Here is a 21281-nt window from a genome sequence, read left to right on the forward strand (position 1 = left end):
GCCCAAGCCGGGTGCGCGGCGGTTTTGCGTTCTGGGCGGGCCGAATAGGTGCAATTGCGGCGGTTAAGGCGCGGGTAAGCGCGCGCTGCTATCCCTTGCCTCGGGTGAATATGTGGGTGGCGGGATGAGCGCGGTTAAAAACGCGGCACCAGTCATCATCAAACGGAAGAAGGTCGTGGTTGGCGGGGGCCACCACGGGGGCGCGTGGAAGGTGGCTTACGCCGACTTCGTGACCGCGATGATGGCCTTCTTCCTGTTGATGTGGCTGCTGAATGCGACGACGGAAAAGCAACGCAAGGGCATTGCGGATTATTTCAATCCGACGATTCCGATCAACCGGATTTCCGGCGGGGGCGAGGGTGCCTTTGGCGGGGACTCTGTGTTCTCGGAGCAGGAGATCGCGCAGAACGGCACCGGCGCGTCGGGCTTCAAGCCGACCGAGGAGCGCCAGGCGATGGGCCAGACCGGAACCACGGTGCAGAACGAGGCCGAGGCGGAAGCCGAGTCCCGCAAGATGTCTGAGATGGAATCGATGCTGAAGGGCTTCGGCGGCGAGAGCATGGTGACAGAGAACCTGGCGCGCCACATTGTCACCCGGCTGACCGACGAAGGGCTGATCGTGGAGTTCTTTGATCTGGAGGACGAACCGCTGTTTGCCGAAGGCAGCGCCGAGCCGATGCCGGTGACGCGCGACCTTGCCGGGATGATCGCCCGGGTGTTCGGCCTGGTGGAAAATCACGTGGCCGTGCAAGGGCATATCAGCGCCCCGCCCGAGGTGCTGCGCAAGGATCCGTCCTGGGACCTGTCCACCGCCCGGGCGCAGGCGCTGCGGGTGCTCATCGAAGAGGCGGGGTTCACCCCGCGCCGGGTGCAGCGGGTGACTGGCTTTGCCGACCGTATCCCGGCGGTGCGCAACCCGATGGCAGTGCGCAACAACCGGGTGGAGGTGATCTTGCTGCGCTCGAATCGCGTGTAGGGGCGGGCGTTAGCCGGATGTTAAGTGGCGGTGCGGCAGGGTGTGTCCGATCGAGGGACGCAGCAGCAGAAAGGCGCTAACCCGCATGTCCATCTCCTCCTCGCTGAATTCCGGCGTGGCCGGCCTTGCGGCCAATGCCACCCGGCTTGCGACCATTTCCGATAACATCGCCAATTCCAGCACCTATGGCTACAAGCGCGCCGAGGCCGATTTCGAAAGCCTAGTGATCACCAGCTCCACCGGGTCGGGCGCCTATTCGGCGGGCGGGGTGCGGGCAACCACATCGCGCCTGGTGGAGCAAAAGGGGGCACTCGTCTCGACATCGAACGCGCTCGACGTTGCAATTTCCGGGCGCGGAATGTTGCCGGTGACGACCGAGGTGTCGCTGAACACGCTTGGCGACAAGCCGATGATGATGACGACGACGGGCTCGTTCCACACCGATGCGGACGGCGTGCTGAAGACCAATTCCGGGCTGGTGCTTCTGGGCTGGCCGGCCAATGCCGATGGCACGATCCCGACCTATCCGCGCGACACGATGGCTGGGCTGACGCCGGTGGTGATCAACGCCAACCAGACCGCGGGCGATCCGACCACGCAGATGAACCTCGGCGTGAACCTGCCCGCGACCGAGACGGAGACGGGGGCGAGCGGCGATGCGCTGCCACTGTCGGTGGAGTATTTCGGCAACCTCGGCACCTCTGAGACGCTGGACATCACCTTCACGCCCACGGTTCCGGTGACCGGATCCTCGAATGAATGGACGATGGTGATCCGGGATTCTGCGCAGGCCAGCGCGGTGATCGGGGAATATACGCTGGTCTTTGACGACAGCCGCGGGTCGGGCGGCACGCTGGCCTCGGTGACGGTGGTGTCGGGTGGTGCCTATAACGCCACGGCCGGCACGCTTGACCTGACGGTGGCCGGCGGGCCGATGACGCTGACCATCGGGGCAATCGGCGATACCAACGGGCTGACCCAGCTGTCCGACAGCTTCGCGCCGACGGCGATCACCAAGGATGGCTCTCCCGTGGGGAACCTGACCGCCGTTGAGATCGACGAGAACGGCTATATCACCGCCACCTATGATACCGGGTTCACCCGCCGGATCTATCAGATCCCGCTGATCGATGTGCCCAATCCGAACGGGCTGACCGTGCTGAACAACCAGACCTTCCAGGTATCGGTCAATTCGGGATCGTTCTTCTTGTGGGACGCGGGCGACGGGCCCACCGGCGCCGTGGTCGGCTATGCGCGCGAAGGCTCCACCACCGATGTGGCGGCAGAGCTGACCTCGCTGATCCAGACGCAGCGGGCCTATTCCTCGAATGCGAAGGTGATCCAGACGGTGGACGAGATGCTGCAGGAAACGACGAACATCAAACGCTGATCGCGGAAGGCGCTGGCTGAGGCACTGAAGACGGTCATGGGCCGGGCCGGAAGGTCGCGGCGGACCAAGGCATCGGAAACGCGGGCGGAGGACGGACATGAGCATTTCCAGCGCATTGTCGAGCGCCCTGTCAGGGCTGACCGCCAATGCCCGCGCGGCCGAGGTCGTGTCGAGCAACGTCGCCAATGCGCTGACCGAGGGCTATGCAAGGCGCGAGCTTGGCCTGTCGACCCGCAGCCTGGGCGGCGAGGGCGCCGGGGTAAAGATCGAAGGGGTAAGCCGCGTTCTGAACCGCAGCGTGCTGGCCGACCGCCGCCTGGCCGACGCGGCCGCAGGCAATGCGGCCCTGCGCCAGCAGTTCTACACCAGGCTGGAGCAGTCGATCGGTACCGCCGATCAGCCGGGATCGCTGACCGCGCGGATGGATGATCTGGAATCGGCCCTCATCTCGGCCGCAAGCCGCCCTGACAGCGAAGCGCGGCTGCAAGAGGTGCTGGACAGTGCGACCGGGCTTGCCGGTACGATCAACGCCGTGTCGGATGACCTGCAGGCGACGCGGATGGCCGCCGATCAGGAGATTGCGGCGCAGGTTGCGGCGCTGAACGACGCGCTGACGCGGATCGACGAGCTGAACGCGACGATCCTCACGCAGCGCGGGGTCGGCAGCGATGCGACCGCGCTGATGGATCAGCGCCAGCTGCTGGTGGACCGGGTTTCCGCCATTGTGCCGGTGCGCGAGGTGATGCGCGACAAGGACCAGATCTCGCTCTACACCACCGGCGGCGCGGTGCTGCTGGAGGGCAACCCGGCGCGGATCGGCTTTTCGGCGGTGGGCGTGATCACCCCCGACATGACCCAGACATCGGGCGCGCTGTCGGGGCTGACGTTGAACGAGGTGCCGATCCGCAGCACCGAGGATGGCGTTCTGGGCGGTGGCACGCTGGCCGCGCTGTTCGCAGTGCGGGACGAGCTGGCGGTCAGCGCGCAGTCGCAGCTGGATGCCGTGGCGCGCGATCTGATCGGCCGTTTTGCCGCGCCGGGGGTGGACCCGACGCTGGCGCCCGGCGCACCGGGCCTGTTCACCGATTCTGGTGCGGCCTTCGACCCGCTGGATGAGGTTGGCCTCGGGGCACGGCTGGAGGTGAGTGCGCTGGCCGACCCGGCGCAGGGCGGCGCGCTGTGGCGGCTGCGCGACGGGCTTGGCGCCGCCGCCCCCGGCGATGTCGGCAGCGCGGCGATCTTGCAGGCGCTGGCCGGCGCGATGGGGGCGCCGCAGGTTCCGGCCTCGGGCAGCTTTCTGGGTGCGGCCCGCTCTGCCTCGGGCCTGGCCGCGGATCTGCTGTCGCAGGTCTCTGCCGCGCGGCAAAGCGCGGATGACAGCAGCGCCTTTACCGGCGCCCGGCAGGCGACGCTGGCCGTCGCTCTGGCCTCGGACGGGGTGGATACCGATGCCGAACTGCAAAACATGCTGCTGATCGAGCAATCCTTTGCCGCCAATGCGCGGGTGATCACGGCGCTGGACGAGATGATCCAGCAGATTCTGGGGATGTAGGCCATGAATTTCACCTCTATCGGCGATCTGGCAATGGGATTGCAGGCCCGGCAGCAGAACCAGCAGCTGAAAGACCATGTGACACGCCTGTCCTATGAGGTGATTTCCGGCCTGCGGCAGGATGTGGGCAAGGCCGTCTCGGGCGATTTCGTGGCGCTGTCGGGGATTGAGCGCGGGCTGCGCACGCTGGAGGCCTACAAGCTGTCAACCGACGAGGCGGCGGTGTTCACCAGCACCTTGCAGACAGCGTTGACGCAGGTGGCCGAGGCTGGGGCCGGGCTTGGTGCATCGTTGCTGTCGGCCGCCACCTCGGCCAGTTCGGTGCAGGTGGATACGCTGGCCCAGACCGCGCGCCAGCAGTTCGGTGCGATGGTCAGCGCGCTGAACCTGCGCGTGGCGGATCGCTATGCCCTGTCAGGCTCTGCGACCGACACGCCGCCGCTGGCCCAGGCCGAGACGATCCTGTCGGCCCTGCAGGGCGCGGTGGCCGGCGCCGTGTCGGTCAGCGATATCGCCGATGCGGTGACCGACTGGTTCGACGCGCCGGCGGGCGGCGGCGGGTTTCTTGATGTGGCCTATCAAGGGGCGCCGGACGCGCTGTCGCCCTTCTTGCTGGGCGAGGGCGAGAGCACGGACATGACCCTGACCGCCGCCGACCCGCGGTTGCGCGCAGCGATGGCGGGCGTGGCGCTGGCGGCCCTGATGGATACCGGGCTACGGGCCGGCGATACCGCGGGGCGCGGCCTGATCGCCGAGCGTGCCGGAACCTGGATCCTGAACGCTGAGCCGGGGCTGACCGCCCTGCGCGCCGGAATCGGTGCCAGCGAGGCCCGGATCGACGAAGCCGCAACGCGCAATTCGGCGGAGGCCTCGGCGCTGAAGATCGCCCGCAACACGCTGATCGGCGCTGATCCCTACGAGTCTGCCGCCGAGCTGGAGACAGTGCAGACCCAGCTGGAAACGCTTTACACCCTGACTGCGCGCATCGCGCAGCTGTCATTCGCGGATTACCTGTGATGCTCCGTCTGATTGCGCTGACCCTGTGCCTGCTGTTGCCTGCGCCGCTGGGGGCCGCGCCGATCCGCATCAAGGATCTGGTGGAGTTCGACGGGGTGCGCGGCAACGATCTGGTGGGATATGGGCTGGTCGTGGGTCTGAACGGCAGCGGCGATGGCATCCGCAACGCGCCTTTCACCGAAGAGATCATGGCCAATATCCTTGAGCGGCTGGGGGTGAACGTCTCGGGTGAGGAGTTCCGGCCCAAGAACGTGGCGGCGGTGCTGGTGACGGCGGCGCTGCCGCCCTTCGCGCGGGCCGGCGGGCGGATCGACGTGACGGTGTCGGCCATCGGCGATGCGAAAAGCCTGTTGGGGGGCACGCTGGTGATGACGCCGCTGAATGCCGCCGACGGGCAGATCTATGCGGTGGCGCAGGGCACGATCATTGCCGGCGGGGCCGCAGCCGAAGGGGCGGGCGCGCAGGTGGTGCAGGGCGTGCCGACCTCGGGCTCCATCCCCTCGGGCGCGCGGGTGGAGCGGGAGCTGGACTTCGACTTCGCCGGCCTGAACGCGCTGCGGCTGGCGCTGCGCAGCCCGGATTTCACCACGGCGGCCCGGATCGAGGCGGTGATCAACCGTGAATTTGGCCGCGCGGTGGCGGTGATGACCGATTCGGGGACGGTGGCGCTGGATATCGCGGCGACGCGGATGGCCTCGCCCGCGCATGTGCTCTCGCGCGTTGAGAACCTGACGGTGGAGCCGGAGGGGCGGGCACGGGTGGTCGTCGATCAGCGGTCCGGCACCATCGTGATGGGCGCCGATGTGCGGATCAGCCGGGTCGCCGTCAGCCAGGGCAACCTGACGCTGCGGATCGAGGAGGCGCCGCTGGTGGTGCAGCCGAGCCCCTTTGCCGAAGGCCAGACGGTTGTGGTGCCGCGGACCGAGGCCGAGATCATCGAAGAGCCGGGCATCGGCATGGCAGAGGTGACGGGCGGCAGCAGCCTGTCGGAGGTGGTGGCGGGGCTGAACGCGCTTGGCGTCAGCCCGCGCGACATGATCGACATCCTGAAGAGTATCAACGCCGCTGGGGCGCTGCATGCGGAGTTTCTGGTGCATTGAGGGGCGGCGGGCGGATGTGAGGGCGTACCAAATGGTCAGGATGTGCTCTTCCTCGACTTGCCAGCGGAGGTTTGGGTCAGCCGCCGTCGGTTGAGCATGGGCCAGAGTGTCAGCGCTGGTCGTAAGGGCCTCGTGCTTTTGACGGACGGGTGAGGGTAAGGGTCGCTGTTGCGGACATTTCGTCGGAGCGGCGTGCCGGGCCCCCACCTGCCTGGCGGCAGAGGGTTATATCCGGCTCGCCCTGACCGGATGCGCTTGACTGGCATGGCCGGCTCTCGGCCGTCCTGGCCGTTGGTAGGGTTGGCGGCGCAGGCGGTGCAGGGAGAGTCCTTTTCCTCCTCGGTAGCTGGCTCGCAAGAAGCAGTCTCGAAGGCGGGTTTGGCATACGGGTACGTTCGCGTCTCTGTCACGGCGGTCATACCGGGGCCTGCCCCGGCAGTGGCGGATGCTGGGGGCGGCTCCGCCCGGTCGTCTGCCACGGAGCAATACGAGGCCCTGCACAATTCCATTCGGCGCGGTTGCAGCCGGACCGGGAGCCGTCGATATCGCCCGCGCCGATTGGCAGTGCCGATGCGGCCCGGGTCATATTACGGGTCAGTCCTCCCGCGCCGCGCACTGGTCTCTGCCCTCGGGCGCTCTATCTGGTAGCGCCCAACCTCGGAGCCCTTCATGCAGATCGTCCTCCTCTACATCTCGACCGCAGTCATCTTCCTTGCGCTGGATGCGCTGATGCTGACCCGAGTGATCCGTCCGCTGTTTGAACGGCACATCGGCGAGATGCTGTTGCCCGATCTGCGGCTGGGGGCTGCGGCGGCGTTCTATCTGGCCTATGTTGGTGCGCTGGTCTGGCTGGTGTCGCTGCCGGCGCTGCGGGCGGGGGCGCCGCTGCAGGCGCTTGGCACCGGGGCGCTGGTCGGGGCGATGGCTTATGGCACCTATGAGTTCACCAACTACGCCACGCTGAAGGGCTGGCATCCGGCGATGGTGGCGACCGATCTGGCCTGGGGCACGGTGCTGACGGCTGTGTCGGCCTGGGCCGGGGTGACGATCACCGCGGCGCTGCGCTGAGCCGTTCGGAGCATTGATTCTGGTGCACAGACGGCGTCCGGTGCGTCCCCCTCAGCCCCTGTTGTTCACCCGCTCGATATAGCTGCGCAGTTCCTCGGCCTCTTGCCGCGCGTCGCGCAGGCCTTCCATGGCGGCGCGCAGTTCGGCCTCGGTCTGGTTCAGCTGGCTGACCAGTTCCTGCTCGCGCTGTTCGATGTAGGCCAGCGCCTGATCGCGGGTTTCCTCGGCCTCATGCAGGGCCTGGGCCATCTGGTCCAGCTCGCCCATTTCGGCCTGGGTGACGCGGGTCAGGCGGTGCAGCAGCCAGGACGCGAACCAGCCAAGGCCGAAGGCGACAAAGAGAATGATCGCCGTGGCGATGATGAATTCGGTTCTGTTCATGTGGTGTCCCCGTCGCCTGTCCCGTGTTCATTTGCCGTGGCGGGTTGGATCCCGCCCCAGCCTATCCCGGCCTAGTCTGCCGTGTCGCCCGCGGCTGCCTCGGCCGCGCGCGCTTCGATGTCCGCAGGGCGCACCAGTGGTTTGATGGTGCCCTCGCCGGGGGTCTGCACCTCAACCGGGGCCACCTCAAGGACCGCTTCCGGCGAGCCGACGGCCGGCGCGCCCTCGGTGCCGGCGTCGCGCTGCGCTTCGGTTGCGGCGTCGGTCATGGTCTCTGCCGCCGCTCCCTCTGCGGTGACAGGTTCAGCGTCTGCGGTTGCCGCCGCGGGCGCCTCGTCGCCGCTTCCTTCGTCTCCGCTGCCCTCATCCCCGCTGCCGGCTTCTGCCAGCACGGTGTCTTCCGGGCGCGGTTCCGGCCGGCCGGCCTCAGGCACCGCGACAAGCTCTGCGGCATCGGGGATCTCTGCGCCTTCTGCCAGAGGGGCATCGGCGGGCAACTCGGGCTCCTCCTCGCCCTCCAGGAGGGTGAACTCGATCCGCCGGTTGGCCTCGCGGCCTTCTTCGGTGTCATTGTCGGCGACCGGGCGGCTTTCGCCGTAGCCGGTGGCGTGAAGGTTGCCGGTCAGGATCCGCCGTTCCATCAACGAGGCGACGACGGCCTCGGCGCGGTCTTCGGACAGGGCAAGGTTCATCTCGTCGCCACCCTGGCTGTCGGTGTGGCCGGCAACCTCGATCGGGTAATCGGCGCAGTCCTTCAGCGCCTCGGCGATCTGGTCCAGCAGCGGCCGGGCCGAGGGCGAGAGCGTGGCGGAGCCGGGTTCAAAGGCGATCTGGCCCTCATCCAGCACGGCGGCGATGTCGGCCACGCATTCCTCGGCCGTGGGCAGCCCCAGAACCGGGTCGAGCTTGGGTTCATAGCGCACGCGGATGTCGAATTCCTGCCCTTCGCCGAGTTTCGCAGACAGAAGTCGCGCGATCTCGGCCGCGGTTTCGGTGCTGCCGGTCACGCCCTGCACGCGCACGAGGTCAGGGCGCACCAGCACATTGCCTTCGACCAAGGCGTCGAGGGCCTCAAGCGCGGCCAGCGCGCGGACCGGCCAGCCTTCGGGCAGGGCCGGGTCGATGCGGGTGGCGATATAGACCTTGCCGATGCTGAAGCGGGCGCGGGCGAAGTTCTCCACCGCGCTCCGGGTCAGCGCATCGGGCAGGCGGCCACGGACCTGAACGCGGCCTTCGTCCGACAGGGTGGCGGTGAACTCGGGCGGGCCTTGGTTGGCGGTGGCCTCCGGCTTGGGTGTCAGCACCGCGGTCAGCGAGAACACCTCGGGCAGGGCGGTGTCGAGCTCGCCCACCACGCGGTCGAAATCGGCTTGGGTCACACTGTCGGCGGCGATCAGCGAGACATCGGCATCGGACAGGGTGACCGAACCGGCACCAAGCTCTGCCATTGCGGCGATGGCGGCCTCGGAGGCGTCGGCCCAGGCGGGGGAGGGCACGCCCATGCCGATGGTGCAATCGACCGCCGCCGCCCCGGCGGCGCGGGCGGCGGCAAGGATACGGCCGCGGGCCTTTTCGGTATCGGCAGAGCAGGCGTCGAAGCGGGGGCCCTCGGCGTCGATCAGGAAGCGCAGCGTGAAGGGGGTGATGACCGGGCGCGGGGCCGAGATGTCCAGCGTCAGGATGGTGCCGGCCGGCACGTCTCGGCGCAGCGCAGCCTCGAGCCGCGCCTTCTGGTCAGCGCTGTCGGTGATGGCGGTGATCGCCACCCGCGCCGCGCCGATGGAGATCTTGGAACGGGGCAGGTCGGCCAGCGCATCGAGGCCGAAGTCCAGCGCCTCGTCCCACCCATCGGGCGCGGGGTGGCTGGCGGTTTCCAGCATGTCGGTGACGGTGCCGCCGCGGGCCAGCGAGGTGATGCGGGTCACGATATCGTCGCGCCCTTCGGAGGCGGGGACGAGCCCGATCAGCGAGATGCCGTCATCGTTGCGCAGAACCTCGACCGAGAAGTCGGGCGCCTTGATCGCGGCCGGATCGGGCACCGTCATCGCGTCGATCACCCGTCCGGCATCGACAACCGATCCCGCGGCGCCAAGGGCGCGGAAGCGCGTCGCCTCGGTCGGCGCCTCGCCGGTCAGGGTGATGCTGAGCCCGTCGGCATGCACGCCGGCCCAGGAGTGCCCCTCTTCGGTCAGCGCGCGGCGGACGGTGGTGGCCGAAACATCCTCGATGGCCGAGGCCGCCCAGGTGGCGGCAAAGAACGACAGCGCTGCAGCCAGGCCGAAGGCGATGAGGCCGATGGTTTGGATGCCGAGGAGTTTCGGGGCAAGACGCATTCGGGCGGCCTTTGTCTGTTGCAGGATGGGCCTTGCATAAGGGCAGGCCGGGGGGAGTCAATCAGACGAGGGCGGCAGCGGCAAGAAACAGCGTAGTGATCAGCCCGGCATCGCGGTTGGACCGGAAGAGATGCAGGCAGCGGGCGGGGTCGTCGATATCCAGCCGCCGCATCTGCCACAGCAGGTGCCAGCCCATCCCCCAGGCGGCCGCCAGCCCCAGCCCCAGTGCCAGCGGCCCGGCCTGTGGCAGCAGGGCGATCAGCACCGCCAGCCCGATCAGAGACACCGTCAGCACCATGAACAGCGCCAGCCAGCGGGGCGTGTTCGTGCCGAACAGGCGCGCCGTGGATTTCACGCCGATCAGCGCGTCATCCTCTTTGTCCTGATGGGCGTAGATGGTGTCATAAAACAGCGTCCAGGCGATGCCTGCGACATACAGAAGCACCGGCGGCCAGGAGAGGCTGCCGGTATGCGCGGCCCATCCCAGCAGCGCGCCCCAGTTGAAGGCGAGGCCGAGGAACACCTGCGGCCACCAGGTGAAGCGCTTGGCGAAGGGGTAGATCGCCACCGGGATCAGCGCGGCGATGCCGAGGACGATGGCGAAGCCGTTGAAGGTGAAGAGGACCGCCGCCGCGACCAGCGCCTGCAGCACCATCCAGACGGCGGCGCCCTTGGCGGTGACCTGCCCCGAGGGGATGGGGCGCGACCGGGTGCGCGCCACCGACCCGTCGATATGCCGGTCGGTGATGTCGTTCCAGGTGCAGCCGGCACCGCGCATCAGGAAGGCCCCCATGGCGCAGGCCAGCGCGATCCACAGGTCGGACCAGCGCGGCGCATCGGCGGCGGCGGCGAGAGCGAGGCCCCAAAAGCAGGGGATCAGCAGCAGCCAGGTGCCCGCAGGCCGGTCGGCGCGGGCCAGCCGCAGCCAGGGGCGCGACCAGGCGGGGGCGGTGTGGTCCACCCAGTTGCCGCTGACCGCGTCGGCGACCTGCCCCGCGGTTTCGGGCATTTCAGGCTCTGGCATTCCGGTGGGCGCGGTCATAGGTTCGGCCTCATGGCAGCGGCAAAGATCAGGCTTTGTGTAGACCACCCGCTTGGTCAGGGGCAATCGCTTCCCCTGACCGAGGCGCAGGCGCATTACCTGTTCGGGGTGATGCGGCTGGCCGTTGGTGCGCCTCTGCTGCTGTTCAACGGGCGCGATGGGGAATGGCTGGCGCGTGTGGCCGAGGCTGGCAAGCGGGGCGGCACGCTTGTGTGCGAGGCGCAGACCGCGCCGCAGCGGATGCCGCCCGACCTGTGGCTGCTGTTCGCGCCGATCAAGAAGGCGCGCACCGATTTCATCGTGGAGAAGGCGGCGGAGCTTGGCGCGGCCCGGATCCTGCCGGTGCAGACAGAGTTCACCAATGCCGACCGCATCCGCCAGGACCGCCTGCAGGCCCATGCGCTGGAGGCGGCAGAGCAATGCGGCGGCACCTTCGTGCCCGAGGTCGCCGAACTGGCGCCGCTGGCCCGGGTGCTGGCGGGCTGGGACGCGGGGCGCCGCATCCTCTGGGCCGATGAATCGCTGGTGGGCGCAGCCGAGACTCTGGCGGGCGAGGCGCCTGGCCCCTGGGCGGTGCTGATCGGGCCCGAGGGCGGGTTTTCCGAAGCCGAGCGCACAAGGCTGCGGGCGCTGCCCTTCGTGCGGCCGGTCTCGCTTGGCCCGCGGATCCTGCGCGCCGATACTGCAGCAGTGGCGGCAATCACGCTATGGCAGGCGGCCTTGGGGGATTGGCGATGATCCGTGCTGCGGTTGCGGCCGATGCCCCGGCGCTGGAGGCGTTTCTGGCGCGGCATCCCGAAACCTCGATGTTCCTGCGGCAGAACTTGGCGGCGCATGGTGCCGAGGGCGGCACCCACGCCCATGCGGCGCGGTTCTGGTGGTTGGAGGGCGGGGGCGAGGTGGCCGGTGTCGTGGCGCTGACCACGCAAGGGATGCTGCTGATGCAGGTGCCGGGGGTTGAGGCGCTGTCACCCGTGCGGCAGGCACTGGCGGGAGAGCGCATCACCGGGATGAACGGCGAGGCGGGGCAGGTGGCTCGGCTGCGTGCGGCGCTCGGGCTGGCGGAGACGGCTTGCAGCCTCGACCGGACGGAGCCGCTCTACCGGATGGCGCTGGCGGATCTGCGGGTGCCGGGGGCAGGCGATCTGGAGTTGCGGGCAGCAACGACCGCCGATGCCGGGCTGCTGACCGGCTGGCGCGCGGAGTATCTGGTGGAGACGCTGGGGGCGGTTCAGGGGCCGCGGACCGAGGCGGATGCGGCGGTGCAGGTTTCGGCGCTGACGGCACAGGACCGGCTGCGGGTGCTGGAGCAGGCGGGCACCCCGGTGGCGATGACCAGCTTCAACGCGGTGCTGCCCGATATCGTGCAGATCGGCGGGGTGTTCACGCCCCCCGCCCGGCGCGGCCTCGGCCATGCCCGCGACGCGGTGGCGCTGCATCTGGCCGAGGCGCGTGCGGAGGGGGCAAGCGAGGCGATCCTCTTCGCCTCGGGCCCGCCGGCGATGCGCGCTTATGAGGGGATCGGGTTTCAGCGCATCGGGGGCTATCAGCTCGTGTTCTTCACCAAACCCGCCGAGGTGCCCGCGCCATGATCCGCCCCGAACTTGCCGCCGCCCTGCACCGCTGGCGTGAACCGCTGATCGCCGCCTGCGTGGCGCTGGTGGGGATCTGGGTGGCCACGCGCGGCGGTTGGTTGCTGGGGCCGATCGGCCTGATCTTCGCTGCACTTGGGGCGGGCCTTGGCCTGTCGGCCTTCCGCCGCGTGCGCTTTGCCCGGCAGGTCGGCGCGCCGGGGGTGGTGGAGCTGGACGAGGGGCAGGTGGCCTATCTGGGCCCGGCCTCTGGCGGGTTCCTGTCGCTGCGCGAACTGGCCGAGATAAGGCTGATTGCGGTGCAAGGGCAGCGGCACTGGCGGTTGAAGCAGGCCGACGGGCAGGCCCTCATCATTCCGGTGGATGCCGCGGGGGCGGATGCCCTTTATGATGCCTTTGCCGCGCTGCCGGGCGTTGATATGGGGCGATTTTTGGCGGCGATGGAGGCGGATGCCCTTCCGCAAGACCTCGCGCCGCCGCTGTGGCGCAGCAATACCCCTCTTGCGCGGCCTTGACTTGGGGCGCGCGCCGCTCCACCTCTGGCACCGCGAAAAGAACGAACGAGGGGCCAATGTCCATTCCACAAAGCGGCGGCGGCCCGATCGAGCATTTCGATGCCCTGGCCGCCTATGTCGCCAGCGGCGAGAAGCCGAGGGCTGACTGGCGCATCGGCACCGAGCACGAGAAATTCGGCTTCACCACCGGCGATCTGCTGCCGCTGCCCTATGAGGGCGCCGCCTCGATCCGCGCCATGCTGGAGGGGATGCAGGCCCGCTTTGGCTGGACCCCGATCTTCGAGCAGGACAAGATCATCGGCCTGACCCGCGATGGCGCGAACGTCAGCCTGGAGCCGGGCGGGCAGCTGGAACTGTCGGGTGCGCCGCTGGAGACGCTGCACCAGACGGCGGCGGAACTCGACAGCCACCTGCAAGAGGTGGCCGAGATTGCCGGGCCGATGGGCGTGGGCTTCCTTGGCATCGGCGCCGCGCCGGTCTGGACGCACCAGCAGATGCCGATGATGCCCAAGGGCCGCTACCGGCTGATGACCGATTACATGGGCCGTGTCGGCACGCTGGGAACCCAGATGATGTACCGGACCTGCACCGTGCAGGTGAACCTCGATTTCGCCTCTGAAGCCGACATGGTGCAGAAGATGCGCGTCGCGCTGTCCTTGCAGCCGGTTGCGACGGCGCTCTGCGCGTCCTCGCCGTTCCTGGAGGGCAAGCCGAACGCGCATAAAAGCTGGCGCAGCCGGATCTGGCGCGATCTGGACGGCGCGCGCACCGGGATGCTGCCCTTCATGTTCGAGGATGGCGCGGGGTATGAGCGTTGGGTGGACTACGTGCTCGATGTGCCGATGTACTTCGTCTACCGCGACGGGAATTATATCAACGCCCTTGGCCAGTCGTTCCGCGATTTCCTGAACGGCAGGCTGCCCGCGCTGCCCGGCGAGGTGCCGACCCTGTCGGACTGGGCGGACCATATGACGACGGTGTTCCCCGAGGCGCGGGTGAAGAAATATATCGAGATGCGCGGTGCCGATGCAGGCTCGCGCGACCAGATGGTGGCGTTGCCGGCGCTGTGGGTGGGGCTGACATATGATCAGGGCGCGCTGGATGCCGCGACCGATCTGGTGAAGGGCTGGACCCATGAAACCCGCGAGGGGCTGCGCAAGGCGGCTTCCATCGCTGGCCTGCAGGGCGAGGCGGGCGGGGTGCGGCTGCAAGAGCTGGCAGGCCGGGTGCTGGAGATTTCGGCGGCCGGGCTGGCGGCGCGAGGCCGTGGCGAGGAAGTCCTGCTCGACCCGTTCCGCGAGAGCGTGGCCAGCGGCAAGGTTCCTGCGGACCGGCTGCTGGACGCCTTCCACGGCGAATGGCAGGGCGATCTGGGCAATGTCTATGAGGCGACGCGGCTGTAACGCCGCGCGCCCCTAGCCCTTCTTGCCGATCTTGGGCTCGGTCCCGGCGCGCAGGCGCTGGATGTTGGCCCAGTGGCGCTGGTAGACCAGCGCCGTCAGGATCATCCCCAGCAGGATCATGCTGCTATTGCCGGTCAGCTGCATCCACAGCACCGAAGTTGCCGCCGCGACCAGCGCCGACAGCGAGGAGTAGCGGCTGGTGATCGCCACTACGAGCCATGTGGCGCAGCACAGCGCCCCCACCGGCCAGGCCAGCGCCAGCATCGTGCCAAGGAAGGTCGCAACCCCCTTGCCGCCCTTGAAGCCCAGCCAGACCGGGTAGAGGTGGCCCAGGAACGCCGCAAGCCCCGCCAGCTGTGCTGCATCCGGCCCGACCAGAGCGCGCGCCAGCAGCACCGCCACTGCACCCTTGCCGCCGTCAAGTATCAGTGTCGCCGCCGCCGCGCCCTTGTTGCCGGTGCGCAGCACGTTGGTGGCGCCGATATTGCCCGACCCGATGGCGCGCAGATCGCCAAGGCCCAGCATGCGGGTGATCAGCACGCCGAAGGGCACAGACCCCAGCAGATAGGCCAGCCCCGCCGTCAGCAGCAGCGCCAGCGCGCCAGACTCGAATACCGGCATCATGCGGCCTCTCCCTGATCCGGCCCGAAGACCTGTTCCCCGCCCACGAAAGTTGCCAGCACCTTGCCCTCCATCCGCTGCCCGTCAAAGGGGGTGTTCTTGGATTTCGAGCGCAGGGTGAAGCGGTCGAGTACGAAGGGCGCATCGGGATCGAACAGCACCAGATCGGCCGGGGCGCCTTCTGCAAGGCGGCCCTGCGGCAGGCCGAGGCGCTTGGCCGGGTTCAGCGACATGGCGCGGAACAGCTGCGGCAGGTCGATATGGCCGGACTGGTAGAGCCGCATCGCCGCGGGCAGCAGCGTCTGCAATGCCACCGCGCCGCTGGCCGCATCCTCATAGGGCAGGCGCTTGCTTTCCTCATCCTGCGGGGTGTGCATCGAGCTGATGATGTCGATCAGCCCGCTCGCCACCGCCTCGACCACCGCCAGTCGGTCCTGCTCATCGCGCAGCGGCGGCTTGACCTTGAAGAAGGTGCGATAGTCCCCGACATCAAGGTCATTCAGCGTCAGGTGATGGATGGAAACGCCCGCGGTAACATCGAGGCCGTTGGCCTTGGCGCGCTCCAGCGGCGGCAGGCTGCGGGCGCAGGTGATCTGGTCGGCATGCCAGCGCACCCCCGTCATCTCCACCAGCGCCAGATCGCGGTCGAGGCACATTCGCTCAGCCATCGGTGACACGCCGGGCAGCCCGCGCAGGCTGGCGAACTTGCCGGTGGTGACGGCGGCGCCGGCGGACAGGCCCGGATCCTGCGGGTGGCCGATCACCAGCGCGCCAAGGCTGCGGGCATAGGTCAGCGCGCGCGACAGCACCTTGGTATCGGTGACGACATGGTCGCAATCGGTGAAGGCGACGGCGCCTGCGTCCAGCAGGAAGCCAATCTCGGTCATCTCGCGGCCCGCGCGGCCCTTGGTCAGCGCGGCCATGTGGCGGATGCGCACCGGGCTGGCGCTGGCGGCGCGGCGGGTGACGAATTCCAGCATCTCGGGGGTGTCGAGCGCCGGGTCGGTATCGGGGCGCACGATCATGGTGGTGACGCCGCCCGCCGCCGCAGCAAGACCGGCAGAGCGGAAGCTTTCCTTGTGCCGCTCGCCCGGCTCACCCACCTTCACGCCGATATCGACGATGCCGGGGGCGAGGCATTTGCCGGCGCAGTCGATGATCCGCGCGCCCTTGGGGGCAGACAGCGCATCCACCACCGCGATCACCCCGCCATGAAGGATCAGGTTGCCGGTGCGTTCCGTGCCAGCCTCTGGGTCGATCAGGCGGGCGTTTTCAAGGTAGGTCGTGGTCATCGGGTCACTCCGCAGCATCGGCATTGGCGGGCGGCAGTCGCGCGGGATCGTCGCCAGGATCGGCGCCAAGTTCGGGAATGTCGCCGGTCTCATCCGGTTCCGCGTCAAAGTCGGTCTGGATGGTTTTCGAGGTGCGGGCACCCAGCCGTTTCAGCTTGTCCACCTGCGCCAGCACATTGCCATTGCCGCGCACCAGCCGGTCCATCGCGGTGCCATAGGCGTTCTGCGCCTTGCCCAGATTGGCACCGACCGACTCCATCGCGTCGATGAAACCCGCAACCTTTTCGTACAGCAGCCCGGCCCGGTTGGCGATGTCCTCGGCATTGCGGTTGCGCCGCTCGATCGTCCAGGTGCTGGCGATGGTGCGCAGCGCCATCATCAGCGTGGTCGGGGTGGCGATCATCACCGACTTGTCCAGCGCATAGCCGGTCAGGTCGCCCGCCTCGCGCAGCGCCTCGGACAGGGCGCCCTCGATGGGGACGAACATCACGGTGTAGTCGACGCTGTGGCCGACCAGCCGGGCGTAGTCCTTCTTCGAGATGGTATCGACATGCGACTTCAACGCCGTCACATGGCGGCGGCGCGCGGCGGTGGCCTGCACCTCGTCCTCAGAGTTCACGCAGGTCTCATAGTCGACCAGCGACACCTTGCTGTCGATCACCAGCGCCGAGCCATTGGGCATCCGCACGATCACGTCCGACCGCAGGCGCCCGCCCTCATCGCCAGCATGGCTGTCTTGCGTGGTGTATTCCTCGCCCTTGCGCAGGCCGGAGCGTTCCAGCAGCGATTCAAGGATCATCTCGCCCCAGGCGCCTTGCCGTTGCTTGTCGCCCTTCAGCGCGCGGGTCAGGGCGACGGCCTCCTTGGAGACCTCCTCGGACCGGCGCGACAGCATCTCGATCTCGGTCTTCAGCGCCTGGCGGTCGCGCAGCGCGCCCTCATGGACGGCCTTCAGCTCGACCTGGAAGTGGGCGACATGCTCCTTCAGCGGGTTCAGCGCCGCCTCCAGCCGCTCACGGCTGGCGCGGGTCAGTTCCTCGCCGGTGGTCTTCAGCGACAGGTCCGCCAGTTCCTTGAACTTGTGCTGCATATCCTCGCGCACGGCGCTCAGAAGCGCGATCTTCTCTTCGCCCGACAGGCGCTGCTGGTCGGATTGGGCACGGAGGGCGGCAAGGTCGCGCTCGGCCGTCGCGGCGCGCTTTTGCATGTCGAGGACGCGCAGGTCCATGGTTTCGCGCAGTTTTTCGATATGGCCCTTCGCCTCGAGTAGTGCGGTTTCGGCACGGGCCGCGCGGGCGGCTGCGGCCTCCAGCTCTGCGCTGCGCTGCGACAAGGCCTGCGCCGTTTCATACCGGACGCGCTGCGCCTCAAGGGCCCGCGCGTCGGTGTCGGACAAGGCCGTTTGCAACCGCGCCGCCTCATCCACCGAGCCGGTCAGCAGCGCGGAGACGCGGGCGAGCTCCAGTTCCATCTGGTGCAGGGCGTGGCCACGTTCCGCCTCGGCTTCCTGAGCGCGGGCGGCACGGGCCTCGGCCAAGGCCAGCGCGCCAGAGCGCCGCCAGATCATCAGGGCCAGCACCAGAAGCGCAAGCAGCGCCAGCGCCGCCCAGGGCAGCCAGGGCGGGCCGGCGGCGTCGAGACGGGCGGCAAACTCGATCAGCGGCGTCATACCATTGTTCCAAGCGCCGCGCGGCCGCGTTCGGCGCGCAGGTTGCGGGCCAGAAGGTCCATGCAGGCCATACGCACGGCAACGCCCATCTCCACCTGCTCCTGAATGACGCTGCGGTTGATGTCATCGGCGATGGTGCCGTCGATCTCGACCCCGCGGTTCATCGGGCCGGGATGCATGACGATGGCATCGGGCTTGGCATGGGCGAGTTTTTCGGCGTCGAGGCCGAAGCGGTGAAAATACTCGCGTTCCGAGGGGATGAAGCCGCCATCCATCCGCTCTTTCTGAAGGCGCAGCATCATTACCACATCGGCATCCTTCAGCCCTGCGGCCATGTCGTCATAAACCTCGCAGCCGAACTCGGCGACGCCCGCAGGCATCAGGGTCGGCGGGCCGATCAGGCGCACGCGGTTTTCCATTTTGCCCAGCAAGATCAGGTTGCTGCGGGCCACGCGGGAATGGGCGATGTCGCCGCAGATCGCCACGGTCAGCCGGTGGATCCGGCCCTTGGCGCGGCGGATGGTGAGCGCATCGAGCAGCGCTTGCGTGGGATGCTCGTGCCGCCCGTCACCAGCATTCAGCACAGCGCAATTCACCTTGGAGGCCAAGAGGTTGACCGCGCCGCTGGCGCCGTGCCGCACCACCAGCAGGTCGGGATGCATGGCGTTCAGTGTCAGGGCGGTGTCGATCAGTGTCTCGCCCTTCTTCACGCTGGACTGGGCCATCGTCATGTTCATCACGTCGGCACCAAGGCGCTTGCCGGCGAGTTCGAAGCTGGACTGGGTGCGGGTGGAGTTCTCGAAGAACATGTTGATCTGCGTCATCCCCGCCAGCGCGTCGGTGCGCTTGATGGTGCGGCGGTTCAGGTCAACATATTGATCTGCAAGGTCAAGGATGGTGCGGATCTCGTCGGGGGCGAGATGTTCGATGCCCAGAAGGTGACGCGCGCGAAAGGACATGGGCGGGTTCCTGTGGCTGGATCGGTTGCGCGCTTATCGCAAAAGCCTCGGCGCGCGGCAAGGTCGCGGGCGCTTTACCTGGCTGGCCGGGGGGCCTAGCTTGCGGGCATGCTGATGCCTGATCTTTCCCACCTCGATTCCCTGACACTTCGGGCCATGCTGGAATGGCAGATGGAGCTTGGCGCGACCGAGGCGATCGGGGATGTGCCAGTGGATCGGTATGCCGAAGTGCCGCGGAAGGCCGAGGTGGCGGCGCCTGCGGTTGTGGCGTTGCCGGTGGGGGAAGTGGACTGCGTGGCCGAGGCGCGGGCGGCGGTGCGGGGGGTGCAGAGCCTTGCGGAACTTGCCGAGGCGCAGGGGGCGTTCGAGCATTGCGAGATCCGCAAGGGCGCCCGCAACTTCGTGTTTTCAGACGGAAATCCTGCCTCGCGGGTGATGGTGATCGGCGAGGCGCCGGGGCGGGATGAAGATATCGAGGGCAAGCCCTTCGTGGGGCGGGCGGGGCAGCTGCTGGACCGGATGTTTGCGGCGATCGGGCTGGTGCGGGGAGCCGAGGATCCGGCTAAGTCCTTGTATATCACGAACGTTATGCCGTGGCGGCCACCGGGGAACCGGACGCCGGAGGCGGCGGAGATTGCGATGATGCTGCCGTTTCTGGAGCGGCATGTGGCGCTGGCGGAGCCGGAGATCATCGTGCTGATGGGGAACACGCCCTGCAGTGCCGCGCTGGGGCAGGTGGGGATTTTGAAGCTGCGTGGTCAATGGGTTAACGCCTTTGGCAGGCCGGCTTTGCCGATGACGCACCCGGCCTATCTGTTGCGCAATCCGGCGGCGAAGCGGGAGGCCTGGGCGGATTTGCTGGCGGTGCAGGCGCGGTTGAGGAGCGGGGCATGACGAGGGAGTTCATTCCGGTACGGATTGCGGTGCTGACGGTGTCGGACACGCGGGGGCTGGCGGAAGACAGGTCTGGCGATACTTTGGTGCAACGCATTGAAAGTGCTGGTCATATTCTGGCCGCTCGGCACATCTTGCCTGATGAGCGGGACCAGATTGCGGCGCAACTGCGCATATGGATTGCCGATCCGGGGATCGATGTGATCCTGAGCACGGGGGGCACCGGGTTGACCGGGCGGGACGTGACGGTGGAGGCGCACCGGGACGTTTATGAGAAGGAAATCGAGGCGTTCGGGACAGTCTTTACCCTTGTTTCCATGAAGAAAATCGGCACCAGCGCGGTGCAGAGCCGGGCTTGCGGCGGGGTTGCGGGGGGCACGTATCTGTTCGCCTTGCCGGGCAGTCCGGGGGCCTGCAAGGACGCCTGGGACGAGATCCTGAGCCTGCAGCTGGACTACCGGCACATGCCCTGCAACTTTGTCGAGATCCTGCCGCGGCTGGAGGAGCATCGGCGGCGGAAGTAGGCTCGGGTGCTATACAGAAACCATACGGAACCCATACAGATACCGTATGTAAACTGGAACAGTCAGGAATAGCCCCTTAACTGGGGCAGCCGCGCAGTTCAACGGCGCGGCCGTCGCCCAGAACGGTGATGGTGATGCGCGAGCGGTCCAGCGCCACCGGGCCGTTCCGCGCCGGGATCAGGTCAGAAGTGCTGACCAGCCGCCCGCCCTCGCGCCGGGTTTCCGATTCGGAGACCCAGAGCTCTGGATCGGCGGTTTCGAACACCGCCACATCCTCGGCCCCGCCCGGCAGGTCGATCTGGGCGGTGAGGCGTAGCCCGTCGCGGATCGGTTCTACCTCGCAGCGGAGCCCGCTGAGACCGGCCGACTTGGCCGCCATCGGCTGATCGGCCAGCGCGGCGCGGATCGACGCATCCGGCGCGCCGCCGCGGGGGATATCCGCGCCGAGCTGCAGCGAGACCGGAACGCAGATGTCGCTGCACACGCCCATGTCGATGCTGGCCTGCAGGTGGATCGGCTGGGCGGGGTCGCGCGGGGTGATTTCCAGCGGCAGCACCAACTGATGCGTGTAGCCGATGGTGCGCATCCCGTTCAGGTAGAACACCTCGGGCGTGGGCCAGTGGAAGCGGACCGCTGCGACGTTCTGCGAGCCCGACCAGTCGAATTGCGGGGGGATGCCAGCATCGCCGGGGGCGCGCCAATAGGTCTTCCACCCGTCGGCCAGATCGAGGCGCAGCGCGGCCATCTGGGTGCCGCCGTCCGTGGTCCAGCCGCCAAGAAAGCCGGCGCGGATCAGATTGTCCGGCACCGCATCGGCCGCAGCGGGGCCAGCCGCGGACAGGCAGAGCGCAAGGGCCGCGGCATAACGGCGAAGGGCCGCGGCGGGGCGGCGGGCAGTGTGGGCCAAGGGGTGTGCAATCATGGCGCGAGGTTTATCCCCCGCTGGCCCAGAG

At 68.1% G+C, this 21281-nt stretch carries 19 protein-coding genes and 1 pseudogene; 12 read left to right on the plus strand and 8 right to left on the minus strand.

Features of this window, described 5'->3' with window-relative positions; translation table 11 throughout:
* Positions 1-124 precede the first annotated feature (124 nt).
* The 6 genes from Q8S30_RS15610 to Q8S30_RS15635 all read left to right on the plus strand — a co-directional run bounded on the left by Q8S30_RS15610 (position 125) and on the right by Q8S30_RS15635 (position 7103).
* The gene (locus Q8S30_RS15610) at positions 125-976 is read left to right on the plus strand and encodes a flagellar motor protein MotB (protein ID WP_305666952.1); all 852 of its coding nucleotides are present in this window, start codon (positions 125-127) and stop codon (positions 974-976) included.
* An 85-nt stretch (positions 977-1061) separates the two neighbouring features.
* A complete protein-coding gene (locus Q8S30_RS15615) occupies positions 1062-2366 on the plus strand; it encodes a flagellar hook protein FlgE (protein WP_305666953.1) in 1305 nt (434 codons plus the stop codon).
* 97 nt (positions 2367-2463) lie between these two features.
* Complete coding sequence (gene flgK, locus Q8S30_RS15620) at positions 2464-3918, plus strand: flagellar hook-associated protein FlgK (RefSeq protein WP_305666954.1); 1455 nt, start codon at positions 2464-2466, stop codon at positions 3916-3918.
* Between the two features lie 3 nt (positions 3919-3921).
* The gene (locus Q8S30_RS15625; RefSeq protein ID WP_305666955.1) at positions 3922-4935 is read left to right on the plus strand and encodes a flagellin; all 1014 of its coding nucleotides are present in this window, start codon (positions 3922-3924) and stop codon (positions 4933-4935) included.
* Positions 4935-6035 carry a flagellar basal body P-ring protein FlgI gene (locus tag Q8S30_RS15630; protein ID WP_305666956.1) on the plus strand — a complete coding sequence of 367 codons (1101 nt, stop codon included), beginning with the start codon at positions 4935-4937 and terminating at the stop codon, positions 6033-6035. Before Q8S30_RS15625 ends, Q8S30_RS15630 begins: the two co-directional genes overlap by 1 nt.
* A gap of 669 nt (positions 6036-6704) precedes the next feature.
* The gene (locus Q8S30_RS15635; protein ID WP_305666957.1) at positions 6705-7103 is read left to right on the plus strand and encodes a DUF2177 family protein; all 399 of its coding nucleotides are present in this window, start codon (positions 6705-6707) and stop codon (positions 7101-7103) included.
* Between the two features lie 51 nt (positions 7104-7154).
* Here Q8S30_RS15635 and Q8S30_RS15640 read toward each other — a convergent pair.
* The 3 genes and pseudogenes from Q8S30_RS15640 to ubiA form a co-directional block, all read right to left on the minus strand.
* Positions 7155-7487 (minus strand): annotated as a pseudogene (locus tag Q8S30_RS15640) (hypothetical protein); the annotation flags it as partial.
* 68 nt (positions 7488-7555) lie between these two features.
* Complete coding sequence (locus Q8S30_RS15645; protein ID WP_305666958.1) at positions 7556-9817, minus strand: OmpA family protein; 2262 nt, start codon at positions 9815-9817, stop codon at positions 7556-7558.
* Between the two features lie 61 nt (positions 9818-9878).
* Positions 9879-10859: a 4-hydroxybenzoate octaprenyltransferase gene (ubiA, locus tag Q8S30_RS15650; RefSeq protein WP_305666959.1), complete on the minus strand. Its 981-nt coding sequence runs from the start codon at positions 10857-10859 to the stop codon at positions 9879-9881.
* A 12-nt stretch (positions 10860-10871) separates the two neighbouring features.
* Between ubiA and Q8S30_RS15655 the strand changes: the two genes are divergently transcribed.
* From Q8S30_RS15655 to Q8S30_RS15670, 4 genes are read left to right on the plus strand one after another with little or no spacing between them, the layout of a single operon-like run.
* Positions 10872-11597 (plus strand): 16S rRNA (uracil(1498)-N(3))-methyltransferase, encoded by a 726-nt coding sequence (locus Q8S30_RS15655; protein WP_305666960.1) that lies wholly within the window; start codon positions 10872-10874, stop codon positions 11595-11597.
* Positions 11594-12451 carry a GNAT family N-acetyltransferase gene (locus Q8S30_RS15660; protein ID WP_305666961.1) on the plus strand — a complete coding sequence of 286 codons (858 nt, stop codon included), beginning with the start codon at positions 11594-11596 and terminating at the stop codon, positions 12449-12451. Before Q8S30_RS15655 ends, Q8S30_RS15660 begins: the two co-directional genes overlap by 4 nt.
* Positions 12448-12966: a hypothetical protein gene (locus Q8S30_RS15665; RefSeq protein ID WP_305666962.1), complete on the plus strand. Its 519-nt coding sequence runs from the start codon at positions 12448-12450 to the stop codon at positions 12964-12966. The genes Q8S30_RS15660 and Q8S30_RS15665 overlap by 4 nt, the downstream gene beginning before the upstream one ends.
* A 56-nt stretch (positions 12967-13022) precedes the next feature.
* Positions 13023-14369: a glutamate--cysteine ligase gene (locus Q8S30_RS15670; RefSeq protein ID WP_305666963.1), complete on the plus strand. Its 1347-nt coding sequence runs from the start codon at positions 13023-13025 to the stop codon at positions 14367-14369.
* Between the two features lie 12 nt (positions 14370-14381).
* On the opposite strand, the gene plsY is transcribed toward Q8S30_RS15670, so the two are convergent.
* From plsY to Q8S30_RS15690, 4 genes are read right to left on the minus strand one after another with little or no spacing between them, the layout of a single operon-like run.
* A complete protein-coding gene (gene plsY / locus Q8S30_RS15675; protein ID WP_305667035.1) occupies positions 14382-14990 on the minus strand; it encodes a glycerol-3-phosphate 1-O-acyltransferase PlsY in 609 nt (202 codons plus the stop codon).
* The gene (gene pyrC / locus Q8S30_RS15680) at positions 14990-16282 is read right to left on the minus strand and encodes a dihydroorotase (RefSeq protein WP_305666964.1); all 1293 of its coding nucleotides are present in this window, start codon (positions 16280-16282) and stop codon (positions 14990-14992) included. The genes plsY and pyrC overlap by 1 nt, the downstream gene beginning before the upstream one ends.
* Before the next feature lie 4 nt (positions 16283-16286).
* Positions 16287-17951, minus strand: a complete 1665-nt coding sequence (locus Q8S30_RS15685; RefSeq protein ID WP_305666965.1) for a DNA recombination protein RmuC — start codon at positions 17949-17951, stop codon at positions 16287-16289.
* Positions 17948-18910, minus strand: coding sequence for an aspartate carbamoyltransferase catalytic subunit (locus Q8S30_RS15690; protein WP_161346509.1), 963 nt, complete (start codon positions 18908-18910; stop codon positions 17948-17950). Before Q8S30_RS15690 ends, Q8S30_RS15685 begins: the two co-directional genes overlap by 4 nt.
* Positions 18911-19024: 114 nt before the next feature.
* Here Q8S30_RS15690 and Q8S30_RS15695 point away from each other — a divergent pair, with 114 nt between their 5' ends.
* Entirely contained in the window at positions 19025-19804 is a 780-nt protein-coding gene (locus tag Q8S30_RS15695) for a uracil-DNA glycosylase family protein (protein ID WP_305666966.1), read from the plus strand.
* Positions 19801-20328, plus strand: coding sequence for a molybdenum cofactor biosynthesis protein B (gene moaB, locus Q8S30_RS15700; protein ID WP_305666967.1), 528 nt, complete (start codon positions 19801-19803; stop codon positions 20326-20328). The genes Q8S30_RS15695 and moaB overlap by 4 nt, the downstream gene beginning before the upstream one ends.
* A gap of 76 nt (positions 20329-20404) precedes the next feature.
* Here moaB and Q8S30_RS15705 read toward each other — a convergent pair whose 3' ends face one another.
* Positions 20405-21235, minus strand: coding sequence for a protein-disulfide reductase DsbD domain-containing protein (locus Q8S30_RS15705; protein ID WP_305666968.1), 831 nt, complete (start codon positions 21233-21235; stop codon positions 20405-20407).
* Between the last annotated feature and the right edge of the window lie 46 nt (positions 21236-21281).

The sequence above is a fragment of the Frigidibacter sp. genome (assembly GCF_030695035.1).
Lineage (GTDB): Bacteria > Pseudomonadota > Alphaproteobacteria > Rhodobacterales > Rhodobacteraceae > Frigidibacter.